The organism is Streptomyces sp. NBC_00045 (assembly GCF_045041095.1).
GTDB lineage: Bacteria > Actinomycetota > Actinomycetes > Streptomycetales > Streptomycetaceae > Streptomyces.
Map to the genome: position 1 here is coordinate 56571 of NZ_CP108272.1, position 15275 is coordinate 71845.

At 72.2% G+C, this 15275-nt stretch carries 13 protein-coding genes; 11 read left to right on the forward strand and 2 right to left on the reverse strand.

Annotated features, from left to right (window positions below; translation table 11 throughout):
* Nucleotides 1–94: 94 nt before the first annotated feature.
* From gdhA to OHA65_RS36415, 6 genes are all read left to right on the forward strand, one after another.
* Nucleotides 95–1498 carry an NADP-specific glutamate dehydrogenase gene (gdhA, locus tag OHA65_RS36390; protein WP_327286115.1) on the forward strand — a complete coding sequence of 468 codons (1404 nt, stop codon included), beginning with the start codon at nt 95–97 and terminating at the stop codon, nt 1496–1498.
* A 148-nt stretch (nt 1499–1646) separates the two neighbouring features.
* On the forward strand, nt 1647–3002 hold the full coding sequence (locus tag OHA65_RS36395; RefSeq protein ID WP_405763535.1) for an AMP-binding protein: 1356 nt from the start codon (nt 1647–1649) through the stop codon (nt 3000–3002).
* Between the two features lie 669 nt (nt 3003–3671).
* Nucleotides 3672–4760 carry a bifunctional DNA primase/polymerase gene (locus tag OHA65_RS36400; RefSeq protein ID WP_327286117.1) on the forward strand — a complete coding sequence of 363 codons (1089 nt, stop codon included), beginning with the start codon at nt 3672–3674 and terminating at the stop codon, nt 4758–4760.
* Between the two features lie 17 nt (nt 4761–4777).
* Nucleotides 4778–6328 carry a phage/plasmid primase, P4 family gene (locus tag OHA65_RS36405; protein WP_328765590.1) on the forward strand — a complete coding sequence of 517 codons (1551 nt, stop codon included), beginning with the start codon at nt 4778–4780 and terminating at the stop codon, nt 6326–6328.
* A complete protein-coding gene (locus tag OHA65_RS36410) occupies nt 6325–6714 on the forward strand; it encodes a DUF6009 family protein (RefSeq protein WP_327286118.1) in 390 nt (129 codons plus the stop codon). The genes OHA65_RS36405 and OHA65_RS36410 overlap by 4 nt, the downstream gene beginning before the upstream one ends.
* 253 nt (nt 6715–6967) lie before the next feature.
* The gene (locus OHA65_RS36415) at nt 6968–8458 is read left to right on the forward strand and encodes an FAD-dependent monooxygenase (RefSeq protein ID WP_331736255.1); all 1491 of its coding nucleotides are present in this window, start codon (nt 6968–6970) and stop codon (nt 8456–8458) included.
* Nucleotides 8459–8529: 71 nt separating this feature from the next.
* Here the strand turns inward: OHA65_RS36415 and OHA65_RS36420 are convergent, their stop codons facing one another.
* Nucleotides 8530–9201 carry a ScbR family autoregulator-binding transcription factor gene (locus OHA65_RS36420; RefSeq protein ID WP_327286120.1) on the reverse strand — a complete coding sequence of 224 codons (672 nt, stop codon included), beginning with the start codon at nt 9199–9201 and terminating at the stop codon, nt 8530–8532.
* Nucleotides 9202–9324: 123 nt separating this feature from the next.
* Here OHA65_RS36420 and OHA65_RS36425 point away from each other — a divergent pair, with 123 nt between their 5' ends.
* Entirely contained in the window at nt 9325–10167 is an 843-nt protein-coding gene (locus tag OHA65_RS36425) for an NAD(P)H-binding protein (RefSeq protein ID WP_327286121.1), read from the forward strand.
* Nucleotides 10168–10218: 51 nt separating this feature from the next.
* Here OHA65_RS36425 and OHA65_RS36430 read toward each other — a convergent pair whose 3' ends face one another.
* Nucleotides 10219–11217: a ScbA/BarX family gamma-butyrolactone biosynthesis protein gene (locus tag OHA65_RS36430; protein ID WP_327286122.1), complete on the reverse strand. Its 999-nt coding sequence runs from the start codon at nt 11215–11217 to the stop codon at nt 10219–10221.
* Between the two features lie 473 nt (nt 11218–11690).
* Here OHA65_RS36430 and OHA65_RS36435 point away from each other — a divergent pair, with 473 nt between their 5' ends.
* The 4 genes from OHA65_RS36435 to OHA65_RS36450 all read left to right on the forward strand — a co-directional run bounded on the left by OHA65_RS36435 (nt 11691) and on the right by OHA65_RS36450 (nt 15270).
* Nucleotides 11691–12326, forward strand: a complete 636-nt coding sequence (locus OHA65_RS36435) for a ScbR family autoregulator-binding transcription factor (protein ID WP_329316655.1) — start codon at nt 11691–11693, stop codon at nt 12324–12326.
* A gap of 327 nt (nt 12327–12653) precedes the next feature.
* Nucleotides 12654–13508 (forward strand): AfsR/SARP family transcriptional regulator, encoded by an 855-nt coding sequence (locus tag OHA65_RS36440; RefSeq protein WP_327286124.1) that lies wholly within the window; start codon nt 12654–12656, stop codon nt 13506–13508.
* A 91-nt stretch (nt 13509–13599) separates the two neighbouring features.
* Nucleotides 13600–14364 carry a ScbR family autoregulator-binding transcription factor gene (locus tag OHA65_RS36445; protein ID WP_329316657.1) on the forward strand — a complete coding sequence of 255 codons (765 nt, stop codon included), beginning with the start codon at nt 13600–13602 and terminating at the stop codon, nt 14362–14364.
* A gap of 33 nt (nt 14365–14397) precedes the next feature.
* Nucleotides 14398–15270: an acyl carrier protein gene (locus tag OHA65_RS36450; RefSeq protein ID WP_327286126.1), complete on the forward strand. Its 873-nt coding sequence runs from the start codon at nt 14398–14400 to the stop codon at nt 15268–15270.
* Nucleotides 15271–15275: the final 5 nt, after the last annotated feature.

Below are 15275 nucleotides of genomic sequence, written 5' to 3' on the forward strand. Positions count from 1 at the left end.
AAAAGGGCCGCGATCCGGAAAAACTTTTCCGAAAGTGCGCGTGCGAGGTGCGCTCCGCTCGGAAGCGACCGGTACTCGCGGACCTGAAGGCACCATGCACCTGCCGTCGTCTACGCACCGCGCACTCCCTGGAGGGACATCCGTGAAGGACTCGAAGGACAGGCTGGAAGCACTGCGGGCCGAGATCGAGCGCCGCAACCCCGCGCAGCCGGAGTTCCACCAGGCGGTGCGGGAGGTGCTGGAGAGCCTGGCCCCCGTCTTCGCCGCCCGGCCGGAGTACGCGGACCCGGCGGTCGCGTTGGTGGAGCGGCTCACCGAGCCGGAGCGGCAGATCCTGTTCCGGGTCCCGTGGCAGGACGACCGGGGCCGTGTCCAGGTCAACCGCGGCTACCGCGTCGAGTTCAACAGCGCGCTCGGCCCGTACAAGGGCGGCCTGCGCTTCCACCCGTCCGTCGACATCGGCGTGGTGAAGTTCCTGGGCTTCGAGCAGATCTTCAAGAACGCCCTGACGGGGTTGGGGATCGGCGGCGGCAAGGGCGGCAGCGACTTCGACCCGCACGGCCGCTCCGACGCCGAAGTCATGCGGTTCTGCCAGTCCTTCATGACCGAGCTGCACCGCCACATCGGCGAGCACACCGACGTACCCGCGGGTGACATCGGCGTCGGCGGCCGCGAGATCGGCTTCCTGTTCGGCCAGTACCGGCGCATCACCAACCGCTGGGAAGCCGGCGTCCTGACCGGCAAGGGGCAGAACTGGGGCGGCTCCGCGATCCGCCCGCAAGCCACCGGCTACGGCAGCGTCCTGTTCGCCGCCGAGATGCTGCACGTGCGCGGCGAATCCCTCGACGGCCTGACCGCGGTCGTCTCCGGCTCCGGAAACGTCGCCCTCTACACCATCGAGAAGCTCCAGCAGCTCGGCGCGAACCCGCTGACCTGCTCCGACTCCCAGGGCTACGTCGTCGACGACAAGGGCATCGACCTCGCGCTGCTGAAGCAGATCAAGGAAGTCGAGCGCGGGCGCGTCAGCGAGTACGCGGCGCGGCGCGGGTCCTCGGCCCGGTACGTGCCCGGCGGCCGGGTCTGGGAGGTCCCCGCGGACGTGGCCTTCCCCTCCGCCACGCAGAACGAACTCGACGCGCAGGACGCCCGCACGCTCATCGCCAACGGCGTCAAGGCGGTCTCCGAGGGCGCCAACATGCCGACCACTCCCGAGGCCGTACGCATCCTCCAGGAGGCCGGGGTCGCGTTCGGGCCCGGCAAGGCCGCCAATGCGGGCGGAGTCGCCGTCAGCGCCCTGGAGATGAGCCAGAACGCAGGCCGGGTGGCCTGGAGCGCGGGGCGCGTCGAGGACGAGCTCGCCGGCATCATGCGCTCGATCCACGAGGTCGCGCATGAGACCGCCGAACGGTACGGGGCTCCCGGCGACTACGTGACCGGCGCCAACATCGCCGGCTTCGAGCGGGTCGCCGACGCGATGCTCGCGCAGGGCGTCATCTAACCCACGGGTCGGGTGTGCGGGGTCCCGGGCTTCGGCCCCGGACCCCGCACGGCTCTTCCGGGGCCTCGGTGGCGCCCCCGGGGGAGCGGGACGGGGGGCCGTAGCCTGGGGCCGACCGGGCCGGATGACCACCGAGGGGGACACGAGCGTGCTGACGGCATTGGACGGGGAGTACGGGGACCGCAAGGACGCGATCGAGGTCGCGGGACGGACCGCCTCCTACGAGGACCTGCTGGGCGCGGCCCGAGCGGTGGCCGCCGACGTGGCCGGGGCCAAGGCCTTCGCGATGACCGCGACGGCCTCCCTGGAGACCGTCGCCGCCGCGGTCGGAGGGCTGCTGGCCGGGGTGCCGTTCGTACCGCTGCCGCCGGATGCCGGGCCCGCCGAGCGCGAGCACATCCTGCAGGACTCCGGGGCGCAGGTCGTGGAGGTGGACTTCGCCCGGCGGGACTCCGGTTCCGCGGCATCGGCGGGCACCGCCGATGCGGGGCCCGAGGACCCGGCGCTCGTGCTGTACACCTCCGGGACCACGGGCGCGCCCAAGGGCGTGGTGCTGACCGCCGGGGCGCTCGCCGCCGACCTCGACGCGCTCGCCGAAGCCTGGCAGTGGAGCGCCGAGGACACGCTGGTGCACGGCCTGCCGCTGTTCCACGTGCACGGGCTCGTGCTCGGCGTGCTCGGCGCCCTGCGCACCGGCAGCCGCCTCGTGCACACCGGACGGCCCACGCCCGAGGCGTACGCGGCGGCGGGCGGGAGCCTGTACTTCGGGGTGCCGACCGTGTGGTCCCGCATCGCCCGCGAGCCTGCGGCCGCGGCCGCACTGTCCGGGGCCCGGCTGCTGGTCTCGGGCAGCGCCGCGCTGCCCGCGCCCGTCTTCCGGGACCTGGAGCGGCTGACCGGGCTGCGGCCCGTGGAACGGTACGGGATGACGGAAACGCTGATCACGGTCAGCGGCCGCGCGGGCGGCGAGGTCCGGCCGGGGACGGTCGGGACCCCGCTCACCGGCATCCGGACCCGGATCGCCGCCGAGCCGGGCGCCGAGATCGGGGAACTCCAGCTGACCGGACCGACGTTGTTCGCGGGCTACCTGGGCCGGCCGGAGGCCACGGCGGGCGCGTACACCGAGGACGGGTGGTTCCGTACGGGCGACATCGCGGCCGTCGATCCCGCGGACGGGGTCCACCGCATCGTGGGCCGGGCCTCCATCGACATGATCAAGTCCGGCGGATACCGGATCGGCGCCGGCGAGATCGAGAACGCGCTGCTGGACCACCCCAAGGTCAGCGAGGCGGCGGTGGTGGGGGTCCCGGACGCGGACCTGGGGCAGCGGATCGTCGCGTTCGTCGTCGCCGAGGGCGTGACGGGCGCCGAACTCACGGACTTCGTCGCGGCGAACCTGTCGGTGCACAAGCGGCCGCGGGAGGTGTGGTTCGTTCCGGCGGTGCCGAGGAACGCCATGGGCAAGCCGCAGAAGAAGCTCCTGCTGGAGCAGTACGGGGCCTGACGCGGCCTCGTACCCGGGCGCTCCCGTGCCCGCCCGGACCGGGGCTGGGGCCGGGGCCGCTGCGCGGGGCCTTCTCCCCGCCCCGCCCCTCCTCCGTTTCCCGGGGCACTGCCCCGGACCCCCCGCGCCTCGAACGCCGGCGGGGCCGGGGTCGGCCGGCGGGGCCGGATTTGCCCGGTGGGGCGTTCAGTCGCTGCTCGGTTCTCGGTGGAGGCGGGGTTCAGGGGGCCTTGAGGGGGGTCGCGAGGCGCAGCGACTGAAGGGCAGCGACTGAGCGACTCTTCGGTCGCTTCGGTCGCTGGAGGAAAAGAGCAGGTCAGAGGGGTCGTTCAAGGGGAACAGCGACTGAAGCGACTCAAGGTCCGGGTATATGGAGACATTGGCGTGCGTGCGCGTGTGCGCGTGTGCGCGTCATATATAGGGGTCTTGAGTCGCTTCAGTCGCTGTTTGTGCTTGCGCAGGCCTGTGACCTGGTGTTCTGTGAGCTACTCAACGAGCGACCGAAGAGTCGCTCAGTCGCTCCCGTTCAGTCGCTCAGTCGCTGCGACCCTTCTGCGACCCTTCGTGGACACGTACATCTGTTCTGGCTCTCATGTCTCTCGTCTCCCAGTGGTTTCGCTAATCTGTTGTTGGGCGTTGAGTCGCTTCAGTCGCTTACGGGGGAAGTAAATGGCAGCTGAGCTGCGGGTTTCGCGCAGCGACCCAAGGCGGTCGGAGCCTGTGGCGACTGCCGAGTGGTGCGCGCGCCAAGGGTGGCCGGTTCACCCTCTTGCGCCGGGCCGCAAAACGCCCGTGGGCAACTGCGACGTGTGCCGCGCTCCGGGCCATGACCGGGGGGCGTGCCAGTGTCTGCGGGCGGGCCGTTGGTGCCACGGGTTCCACGCCGCCACGCTCGACTCCGAGCGGATCCGCCAGTGGTGGGGTGCCCGTCCCGATCTCGGGGTCGGCGTCGCCACCGGTCCGGCGGGCCTCGTCGTGATCGACATCGATGCGCACGCGCGCGAACTCCCCAGCCGCGAACGGCTGCTGCCGGGCGTTGCAATATCCGACACCGTCGACCTGACCGGGCTGGCCAACGGGTTCCACACCGTGGGCGTGCTGGCCGCCTTACGCGGTGCGGCGAGCCCGGCGGACGACGAGACGACCCTGCGCGTGCGGACCCCGTCCGGGGGCCTGCACGTGTGGTACTGCAACGGCGGCGGCCAGCGCTGGCAGTGCTCCGCCGGATCGGGCAACGGCCGGGCGCTCGCCTGGCAGGTCGACGTACGGGCCCACGGCGGGTACATCGTGGCTCCCGGGACGGTGACCCCCGCCGGGGTCTACCGACCCCTGGGAACCGTACGGATGCCCGCGCCGCTGCCGGGCTGGCTCGCCCGTGAACTGGAGCGCACCGGACACCTGCCCGCCGCGGAGGTTCCCGGGCCCCGTCCCGTGCCGCCCCGGGCCCGGCAGGCCGTCATCGCGGCCGGCGGGGGGCGCGGAGCCCCGGACCGGGTCCTCGCCGGAGTGCTGGCCGAGGTCGCCGACTGCGCCCTCGTACCCGAAGGGGCCGCGTTCTCCGAGAAGTTGAACCGCGCCGCCTACACCGCCGGTGGACTCGTCGCCGCGGGCCACGTCAGCGAGACCGAGGCCCTGCGGGCCCTGGAGGAGGCGGCAGGCCGGGCCCGCCCCGGGCAGGAGCGGCGCTGCCGCGCCATCATCCGCGGCGGACTGAGCGCGGGCCTGGCACGCCCGCTGGCCCTCCGAGGCCGCGTGTGAGCGTGGAGAACGACAGCATGCTGGCCGGCTTCGACGTGCAGGCCGTCGCAGCCCAGATCCTCGCGCAGCCCGTTCCGGCGCCCCGCGCCTCCGAGGAGTCCCTGGAGCCCTCCCCGCGTTCCGCGGGCCGGGAGACGGCCGTACAGGGCCCCCAGGCGGCCCTGGCGACGGCCGACGGCGAGGCGACGGCGGACGGGCTGCTGCCCGACACCCTCACCGACCGCGGCAACGCCAAGCTGTTCGTCAAGCTGTACCGCAACGACTACCGGCACGTTCCCGGGATCGGCTGGTACCGCTGGGACGGTACGCGCTGGCAGATCGACGAGGACGACACCGTGATGTGGTCCGCGGGCGACCTCGCGGAGTCCATCGCCACCACCGACCCCCGGGGCCTGTACACGCCTGCGGCGCTCCAGCAGCACCGCCGCCGCACCCTCAGCACCAGCGGGATGAACGCCATGCTCACCCAGGCGAAGTCCGCCCCGGGCATGGTGCTCAACGCGGCGCGCCTGGACGCAGATCCGTACGCGCTGTGCACGCCCGCCGGCGTCGTGGACCTGCGGACCGGGCACATCCGCCCCGCCGAGCCCACGAAGGACTTCCACTCCCGTTCCACCTCGGCGGCGCCGCAGCCGATGCCCACGCCGCGCTGGAACCGCTTCCTGACGGACACCTTCGGCGAGGGGCCGGAGGGCGCGGAGATGATCAGCTTCCTCCAGCTGCTGCTCGGCTACTCCGTCACCGGAGACGTCGGCGCCCAGGTCATGCCGTTCCTGTTCGGCTCCGGCAAGAACGGCAAGTCCGTACTCCTCGACGTCCTGATGAAGCTGCTGGGGGACTACGCGGACGCCGCGCCCCCCGGGTTCCTGATGTCACGGCCGTACGAGGGGCACCCCACCGACCTCGCCGAACTGCACGGCCGCCGCGTGATCGTGTGCAGCGAGGTCAAACCGGGCGACCGCTTCGACGAGGCCCGCGTCAAACTGCTCACCGGCGGCGACCGCATCAAGGCGCGCCGGATGCGGCAGGACTTCTTCAGCTTCGAGCCGACGCACAAGATGTGGCTGCTGGGCAACCACCGGCCCGAGGTGGGCACCGGCGGGTTCGCGTTCTGGCGGCGCATGCGGCTGATCCCGTTCGAGCGGGTCGTCTCCGACGACCGCAAGATCGACAACCTGGCGGACGTCCTCGTCACCCAGGAGGGTCCGGGCATCCTCAACTGGCTGATCGACGGGGCCCGTCGCTACCTCGGCGGCGACCGGGACCTCACCGGCCCCGAGCGGGTCCGCATCGCGACCACGGCGTACGCGGAGACCGAGGACCACATCGGGCGCTTCATCGGCGAGACCTGTCGCCTGGAGGCCGATCTGCGGGCGGAGCAAGCGCAGCTCTACGCGGCCTACAGGGGCTGGTGCCAGAATGAGGGGGCACCGGCGATATCGTCCCGGGCCTTCGCGGCACGCGTCCGCGAGTCGGTGGGACTTGCCTCGCCGAAGGAAATGATCCTGTCCAACCAGCGCAAGTACTACCCGGGCATCGGCCTGCTCGCGGACGAGGAGACAGCATGAGCGCCCTCATCGCAGAAGACGAGATCCTCCACGAGGTGGACCTCGTCTGGCTGGAGGACATCAGCCGGCTCGACTACGTCCGCCAGAGCCTGGACCGGCTGCCGACCCGGCGCGGGCGGCCCGCGTACCACCGCGACGGGCGGATGGTCGGGTACGCGCTGCTGGGGCCGAAGGCCAAGCCGTCGCGTTCCTCCGGCACCTTCCGGCGGCGGGTGTTCTGGCTGCTCCCGCACGACCGGGACAGCGCCCCCGAGGGGCTGTACGCGACGGGGGCGCCGGCCGAGGCCGTGGACGCCCGGACGCTGGCACCGGGCAACAAGGGGCACAAGACGGAGCGTTCCGAGGGCGGCCCCATGTCCTCGGCGGTGCGCGGACTCCTGCCGTAGCCCTGCCGGAGCGCCCGCCGTGGCTTCTCGTACGCCGCCGGTGCAGCGCCCCGCGCAGCCCCGGCGCGCCCGTGCCGGAGCCTCGCCGTGGCCGGCCCCGGGCTCCTTCCGAAGCCCCCCGCCAGGGCACGGCGACGCCGCGGCCCGAACCTGATCGCACGGGCATGGAAAAAAAACGGGACACCCGGTATATTTCTGCGCCAGTACGGAGTCGGGCCAACGGGGAGGCACCGCTGTGCAGGGGGAACGTCGTATGCGGGCGCAGGTGGCGGTGGTCGGCGGGGGACCCGTCGGGATGCTGGTGGCGGCCGAGTTGGCCGCGTACGGGGTCGACACGGTGGTCCTCGAAGACCGGGCCTCGGTGTCCGACCGGCCCAAGGCGACCACACTGCACGCCCGGGCCGTGCAGTGCCTGGCCCGCCGCGGCCATCTGCCGGGACCGGCGGCCCCGTGCGCGCCCGCCCGGACCGGCGCGGGCAGCCCCTTCCACTTCGCCGGACTGCCCGGCCTGCTCATCACCGCTCCCGACAGCGAGCCGGAGCCGATCCTCAAATGCCCCCAGGCGCAGCTGGAGCGGCAGTTCGAGGAGCGGGCCCGTACGGCGGGGGCGCGGATCCTGCGCGAGCACCGGGTGGCCGCGCTGGTCCAAGAGCCGGACGGGGTGCGGATCGAGGCCGAGGGCCCGCACGGGCCCCTCGCCTGCACCGTCGCGTACGTGGTGGGGGCGGACGGTGCGCGCAGCACGGTCCGCGAGCAGGCGGGCATCGGCTCCGACACCCATCCGGCGACGGTCTCCGCGCTGATGGGCGCCGTCACGCTGCAGGAGCCGGACGCACTGGCGGCGGGCTGGCACCAGACCCCGCGCGGCTGGATCGTGGCCAAGGCGGACCCGGAGGGCCGGACGCACATCCGCACGCTCAACTGCACCGGGGCGCACGCCGACCGGCACGCTCCGCCCACCCTGGGGGAACTGCGCCGGGAGACGTCCTGGATCGCCGGACGCGAGATCGCGATGGAGGAGCCGCGCTGGCTCGGCAGGTTCAGCGACTTCACCCGGCTGGCCCACGCCTTCCGTGCGGGACGGGTGTTCCTGGTGGGGGACGCGGCGCACGTGCACTTCCCGATCGGCGGGCAGGGACTGAGCACCGGCGTGCTGGACGCCCTGAACCTGGCCTGGAAGCTCGCCCTCGCGGTGCGCGGGCAGGCGGGCCCGGACCTGCTCGGCACCTACGACGCGGAGCGCAGGCCGGTCGCCCGGCGGGTCATCGAGAACACGCGGGCCCAGCTCGCCCTGATGCGGCCGGGGCCCGAGCTCGACGCCCTGCGCGGGGTGTTCAGCGGACTGTTGGCGCAGGACGGCGCCCAGGGGCACCTCAGCGGCCTGATCAGCGCGCAGGACACGGTGCTTCCGGAACACACCGGGAGTCCCGGCCCGGGAGCAGGAACGTTTCTGCACAATGTCGTGCTGACCACCCCGACCGGCGAGACCGATGTGATCAGGCTGCTCCGGGACGGCCGGCCGCTGCTGCTGCTCCTGGGGGAGAAGGGCGGCCGCCACCGCGAACAGGCGCGGGCCTGGGAGGGGATCCTGCGCGTGGTGCGGGCCCGGCCCACTTCCGAAGTGCCGTACGAGGCGGTGCTGGTGCGGCCCGACGGCTACATCGCCTGGACGCCGGGCGGCGCCGACCTGGCCGGCACGCTGTCGCTGTACTTCGCCGGGGGCGCCCGCGCGGGGTGCCCGTGATGGAGCCGGGGGCGGGACCGGGGGCACTTCGCCCTGGTCCCGCCCCCGGCTCGGCCGACGCGGGCTCCGGCTCAGCCGACGGCGGCCGCCAGCTCCAGCTCGTCCGCCGCCTTGCGGGCCTCGGCGTAGACCGCGGCCCCGCGGGCCTCGGTGAGGTCGAGGGAGGCGAGGACGGACGGTACGGCGATGCTGGGCAGCAGGTGGCGCATCAGCGCGGAGGCCCTGCCCGCCAGGTCGCGGTAGTCGCAGATGGCCTGCGACATGGACTGGACGCCGGCGAACGTACCCACGACGACGTCCGCGGTCTCGGCCGGCGCCACGTGCGGCAGCAGCTCGCCCTGTTCCTGGGCCTTGCGGAGCGTCATGGTGGTGACTTCGGCCCAGCGCAGGAAGGGGCCGCTGCGGTCGAGGCCCTGGGCCAGCTGGTCCATGGTCAGGCGGACGCCGGCGCGCACCATGGGGTCCGTCTGCAGGCGGTAGGCGTGGAGCATCACCATGTCCACGATCTCCTGCACCTTGGACGCCCGCTCGGGGACCATGATCCGCTGGTCCTGCTCGGCGAGTACGCCCTGCGCCAGGTCGTCCTTCGACTGGAAGTGGAAGTACAGGGCTCCCTTGGTCACACCGGCTTCGCTGAGGATCTGGGAGATGGTGGCGGCTTGGTAGCCGTGTTCCTCGAAGATCTTGGCCGCTGCCGAAAGGATCGCCTGCCGTGTGCGGATGGCCCGGACTTGCTCAGCCACGCTGCCTCCTCCTCTCCTCTGGTTGCGGGGTCAGTAAAAAACCGCCCAGTTCGTATCTTACAGCGGGTGACGGTCATCGGCTGTCGTGCCGGAAGAAAAATGTCAGGTCAGAGAGGGAAGGTCATGATTCTTGTCACCGGTGCCACGGGGACGGTCGGCCGGGAAGTCGCCCGTCGCATCCCCGCTGACCTGGGCGTTCGCGTCATGTGTAGGAAACCGGAACGACTTGTGGAGGCATTCGCCACGGCCGAGGCCGTGTACGGCGACTACCGGGATCCGCAGTCGCTCGCGGGGGCCCTGCGCGGTGTCCGCACGGCCTTTCTGGTGACCACGGGGGTTGGAGGGGACGAGGACGCGGCCTTCGTCCAGACCGCGCGGTCGGCCGGCGTACGGCACGTCGTGAAGCTCTCCGCCGCCGCTGTCGAGGATCCCCGGGCCGACGACCTGATCACCCGCTGGCAGAGGCGCAACGAGGAGCTCCTGCGCTGCTCGGGGATGGAATGGACGCTGCTGCGCCCGCGCTCGTTCATGTCCAACACCCTGTCCTGGGCGGCCTCCTTGCGCACGGACGGCGTGGTGCGGGCCCTGTGCGGGTCCTCGGGCAACGCCTGCGTCGATCCGCGTGACATCGCGGACGTGGCGGTACGGGCCCTCACGGGGGAGGGGCACGCGGGCCGGGCCTACACGCTGACCGGGCCGGAGGCGATCACCGCGGCCGAGCAGACCGCCGTGCTCGGGCAACTGCTGGGCCGCCAGCTGCGCTTCGAGGAACTGGAACCGGAGCAGGCGCGTACGGCGCTGCGGGCCCGCTATCCGCACGAGCTCGCCGAGGCGCTGCTGGACAGCGCGGAGCGGCAGCGCGCGGGTGCGAAGGCCCGGGTGGACCGGACGGTGCCCGCGCTGCTCGGTCGGCCCGCGGGCTCTTTCCACGCATGGGCGAGGGATCACCTGAGCGCCTTCGTGTGAGTGTGTGACGGCCCTGTTCGAGCGGATGTCGGCCGGGGCCGCCGCGGCCGGTCAGAGGTCGTACGACGCCGCGGTCACGATGGAGCTGAACACGCGGCTGCCGTTCTGGTGACCGGTGACCCGGACGGCCTTGCGGTTCTCGGGGACCGTTCCCGCGGGGAGCTCGTGCGCCTCGATGACGCAGGGCGCGTCCAGTTCGGCGTACAGGTCGAAGGTGCTGTCCATGCCGAGGGGGAGGAAGGCGAATCGGTCCAGCAGGGCGGAAGTGGCCTGTCGGGCGGCCTCCAGCAGCACCATGCCCGGGATGTGGTCGACGGGGTGGTCGAAGAGCACGGGGTGGCGCGTGTCCGCCCGCAGGAACCAGCGGTCCGGCTGGTCCGTCGGGGAGAGGACGACGTCCATGGGGGATATGCGTCCGACGCTCTGCGGGGCCGTCGGCGCGGTGAGCGGCAGCTGGCGCTGCGCACCGCTCAGGGGGCGGTCTCCGCGCAGCCGTTGGTAGACCGCCGGCGCGATGCAGGTGTAGGAGGCGGCCGCGGTCGCGGCCGGCCGGCCGTCCCGGCGGAGCACGGCCTCGTAGCGCAGGCCCGCGAGGCGGCCGCCACGGCGTTTGACGTCGGTGCAGGTGACCTCGATGTCGATCGAGGCGGGCGCGCCGCCCATTTCGAGCTGCTCGTGCTCCACGGCGATGGACAGGTCCTTCATCAGGAACTGGTGTCCGAAGGGGACGCCGAACTCCGCGTGGCCGAGCAGGGCGCCGACCTGGCGGAAGGTCTCGACGGCCATGAGCGGGTCGTGATGGGTGCCGTGGACCGGGGTGAAGAAGCTGTGGCCGCGGGGCCACTGGGCGGTCACCGTGAAGTGGGTGTCGTCCTGGCGCTCCCAGTCGGTGAGCATGACCTCGGCGACGGCGGCTCGGTGCACTAATTCCTTGGGGACCGTCGTGGTCCACGTGGAGGGGACCCCGGGTCTCGTCGCAACCCGGGTGGCCCGTCTCGCCATTTCCCCGTCGAACCCGGTGCGTTCAACTTGAAACGTGCTCGCAGACATTGCTCCCCCTGGGCTCCGCTGGCGAGAAGGGCGTGTGTGCCTCTGGCCGGGAAAGATACATACCAACCGGTTTAATTTCTAGCGGTATCCGACGATCCGCTGGGGCAAACGGCGGATGATTTCCTTCCGAATAACACGTTTCCGCTGGTCGGAGCGGTTCTTCTAGCCTCTGCCCCACTCTAGCCGCAGCCCCCGTGGCCGGCGGAACCCCCGGGCGAGTCGAGTGCCGCCGGAGCGATCCTCAAGTGCGGTGATCAACGGTGTCCGAATGTCTTCGATGGCCCAGCCCGCCCTTTCGGCCGCCTCGGAGGCATATGAGGCTCTGCATCAAAAACCGCACAGACGGTTTGTTACAGTGAGAGCTGGAGCACGTGGTAGTCAGGAATCGCGTGGCAGTCACGAAGCGGCCGCCACCGGAGCTCCGCAGCAAGCACCCGCCGGCCTGCCCTCCGCGGGCGTGGCAACCCCTCGCGATGACGGAGCAGTCGATGGTCAAACAGGAGCGCGCAGCGCGCACGCGCGAAACCCTGATCCGGTCCGCAGCCGAGACCTTCGACCGGGACGGGTTCTCGGCGGCCTCGCTCACCGCGATCAGTTCGCTGGCCGGGGTGAGCAACGGGGCGCTGCACTTCCATTTCCCCAGCAAGGCCGCGCTGGCGAACGCCGTCGAGGAAGCGGCGCTGGTCCGGCTGCTCGCCCTCGCCGGTGACGCGCTCCCGGCCGGGGCCAGTCGCGTACAGCTCCTCGTGGACGTCACCCACCGGCTCGCCGGGGCTCTGCGCACCGACCCGGTGCTGCGGGCCGGCTTCGCGCTGAGCGGCGAGCTGCCCCGGCCGCGCCGGGGCGATCTGCGCGAGCGCTGGCGCGGTTGGGTCGAGGAGACGCTGCAGCGGGCGGAGGTGGAAGGCGAGTTGCGCCCCGAGGCGGCGGCTGGGGACGTGGTGACCGCCGTGGTGGCGGCGACCGTGGGGTTCGAGGTGCTCGGCGTCCGGGACGGGGTGTGGTTGTCGGCGGCGACGGTGACCCGCTTCTGGCGGCTGCTGCTGCCGACGCTCGTGCCGGCGGACCGGCTCGGCGGCTTCGAGGCCGCCGGAACCCGGGTCTCCTGAGGATGGCCGGGACGGTGCCCCGGTTCCTCCGCGCGCGTGCGCGGAGGAACCGGGGCACTTCTGTGTTCACCCACTTCGTTCACCCACTTCGTACGCAGACTTTGCGGTTTGTTTTGCCTAATCTAGGGCCGTTCTAGAGGGGCTGCAGAGCGGGATTGAACCGGGCTCTGCACCCTGACGTGTCGACAACATCCCAGGTCAGAAAGGTTTCCTGAGGGTTCGTTAGGGCGGCTAAGAGATAAAAACAGCATGGTCGGTTTCGTATTGACAAACCGCCGGTCCTGTTTTTTACTGGCGAAGGCTCATCCACGGACAGGGGAGTACGGCGTGGACATCGAAGTACTGGGCACACTGGCGGTGCGGGAACAGGGAGTCTCCGTTACGCCGACCGCCCCGAAGCCGCGACAGGTGCTGGCACTGCTGGCGCTCCATGCCGACCAGGTCGTCCCGGTGTCGGCGCTCATAGAGGAACTGTGGGCGGGAGCACCGCCGCGCAGCGCCCGGACCACACTGCAGACGTACGTCCTGCAGCTGCGCGCCCTCATCGCGACCGCCCTGGAACAGGGCGAGTCCGCCGGTGACGGCGAGGGCGCAGCGGCCCCAACGGGCCGGCGCACCGCCAAGGACGTCCTCGTCACGCTGCCCGGCGGCTACCTGCTCAACAGCGGTGGCGGCACCAGCGACGTCCGCGAGTTCGACCGGCTCGCCGGCATGGGCTACCGGGCGATGGACGCGGGCGACTTCCCCGGCGCGGCCCGGCTGCTGCGCGAGGCGCTGTCCCTGTGGTCCGGACCGGCCTTCGCCGACGTACACGGCGGAATCCAGCTGGACATGGAGACCCGGCGGCTGGAGGAGACCCGGCTCTGTGCGCTCGACCAGCGCATCGAGGCGGATCTGCGGATCGGGCGGCACCGCGAGCTGCTCGCCGAACTCACCGTGCTGGCCAGCCGGTACCGCACCCACGAGAACCTGCACGGCCAGTTCATGCTCGCCCTGCACCGCTCCGGCCGCCGCGGCGAGGCCCTGGACGTCTACCAGCGGCTGCGCGCCACGCTCGTGCGCGAGCTCGGGCTGGAGCCGTCGGCCGCCCTGCGCCGGCTCCAGCGCTCGATCCTGATGGCCAGCCCCGAGAGTCCGGTGGTGGCGGAGACCAACAGCGAGCGACTCGTACGCGTCGGCTGAGATGGCCGCACGCGACACCAGGAACGCGGCCGCAACCGGCTCGCCGGGCCGGACGCGCGCCCGGACCACCACGGGCCGAGGAGGCAGCGCGGTGCAGGAGAGGTCGGAGCGGACCCGCAGGAAACTCGTGCACGCGGGGGCCGAGATGTTCCACCGCAACGGCTACGCGAACGCGACGCTCGGGGAGATCGCGGCGTCCGCCGGAGTGACCAAGGGGGCGCTGTACTTCCACTTCGCCTCCAAAGACGAACTGGCGGAGGCCGTCCAGCTGCGGGGCTGCGAGCTGCTGCACGCAGCGGTGCGCGAACTGAGCGCGTCCGGCGGCTCTCCGCTCCAGACCCTGGTCGACACGACGCACTGGCTCGCCCTCAACCTGCGCGAGGAACCGGCGATCCCGGCCAGCTTCCGCATCACCAAGGAGTGCGCGGGACTGACCTCGCGCGCCACCGACTTCCACCGGATCTGGCTCGCGGAGGTCTGCGGGCTGCTGCGCCAGGCCCGGGACGCGGGCGAACTCCGCGCCGAGGGCCGCTGGGAGAGCATCGAATCCCTGGTCGCCGCGGCGGCTTGCGGCATCGAGGCACTCGCCGCCACGGGCATGCCGTACGCCGAGCTCCAGCGCCGCGTCTCGGGACTGTGGACGCTGCTGCTGCCCGGCCTGGTGCCCGAGGGCACGGAGCGGGACTTCCACGTCGGGATGCCGGATCCCGACACCGCGCCCCGCCGGGTGGGCGAGGTACGGGGCGACGCGCGGGACGACGTACTGGGCGCCGTGGCGGCCGACGGCGCGCGCCACCGGGCGGACGACCGGGCGGACGACCGGTCCCGGCCGGTGTTCTCCGGCAGTACCGCGTGACCGTGTGCCACCGACGGCTTGGAGGAGCCTGCGATGATGAATGAACACCCTGCGGACGTACTGACGGACCTCATCGGAGTGCTCGGCGACGTCCTGAGGGTCAAGCCGGAGAAGATCGACCCCGAGCAGACCTTCCAGTCCATGGGACTCGACTCCCTGCTGGTCGTGGAGTTCGTGGCCGTCGTCAACACCCGGTACGGACTGCGCGTCCTCGCGACCGACCTGTACGACTTCCCGACGCCGGCGTCCTTCGCGCGGGAGGTCGCGCGGGCGGCGGGCAGTGCGGCCGCCGCGCCCGCTTCCGTTGCCGCCGCGGCCCCTGTTGCCGCCGCGGCCGCTGCGGCTCCGGCCACCGCCCCCGCCCGGCAGTCGCCGGCCGCCGCCGCGGCGACCGGGATCGCGGAGGTGCTGCGCGAACAGCTCGCGGGGATCCTGTGCTGCGACCCCTGGGACATCAACACCACCGCCGCGTTCAACGTGCTCGGCGTGGACTCCATGGTCGGCGCGGAGTTCATCGCGGTCGTCAACCGCACCTTCGGCCTCCAGGAGCGGTCCGTCCTGCTGTACGAACACCCCAACCTGGCCGCGATGGCCGCCTACATCGCGACGCGGACGGGAGCGGCCGCACAGGCCGTGCAGGCGGCGCAGGCCGGGCAGGCCGGGCAGGCCGGGCAGGTCCGGCAGGAGTTCGGCGCGGCGCCCCGGCCGTCGGAGCGGGCCTTCCGCCCGGCCGCCGTCCCGATCCCGGTTCCGGTTCCGGTCGCCGCCGTGGCTCCCGTCCCCGCCCCGGCCCCCGCCGTCGTACGGCCGCTCCCCAGCGGCGACCTCGACGTCCTGCTGGACGCGATCCGCGACGACCGGCTCACCGTGGACGAGGCACTCGTGCTGCTCGGCCGCCGCGGCTGAAGCTG

Coding starts and splice junctions, on each gene's coding strand:
- gdhA (WP_327286115.1), top strand. CDS start 95: ATGCACCTGCCGTCGTCTACGCACCGCGCACTCCCTGGAGGGACATCC.
- OHA65_RS36400 (WP_327286117.1), top strand. CDS start 3,672: ATGGCAGCTGAGCTGCGGGTTTCGCGCAGCGACCCAAGGCGGTCGGAG.
- OHA65_RS36405 (WP_328765590.1), top strand. CDS start 4,778: ATGCTGGCCGGCTTCGACGTGCAGGCCGTCGCAGCCCAGATCCTCGCG.
- OHA65_RS36410 (WP_327286118.1), top strand. CDS start 6,325: ATGAGCGCCCTCATCGCAGAAGACGAGATCCTCCACGAGGTGGACCTC.
- OHA65_RS36415 (WP_331736255.1), top strand. CDS start 6,968: ATGCGGGCGCAGGTGGCGGTGGTCGGCGGGGGACCCGTCGGGATGCTG.
- OHA65_RS36425 (WP_327286121.1), top strand. CDS start 9,325: ATGATTCTTGTCACCGGTGCCACGGGGACGGTCGGCCGGGAAGTCGCC.
- OHA65_RS36430 (WP_327286122.1), bottom strand. CDS start 11,217: ATGTCTGCGAGCACGTTTCAAGTTGAACGCACCGGGTTCGACGGGGAA.
- OHA65_RS36435 (WP_329316655.1), top strand. CDS start 11,691: ATGACGGAGCAGTCGATGGTCAAACAGGAGCGCGCAGCGCGCACGCGC.
- OHA65_RS36450 (WP_327286126.1), top strand. CDS start 14,398: ATGATGAATGAACACCCTGCGGACGTACTGACGGACCTCATCGGAGTG.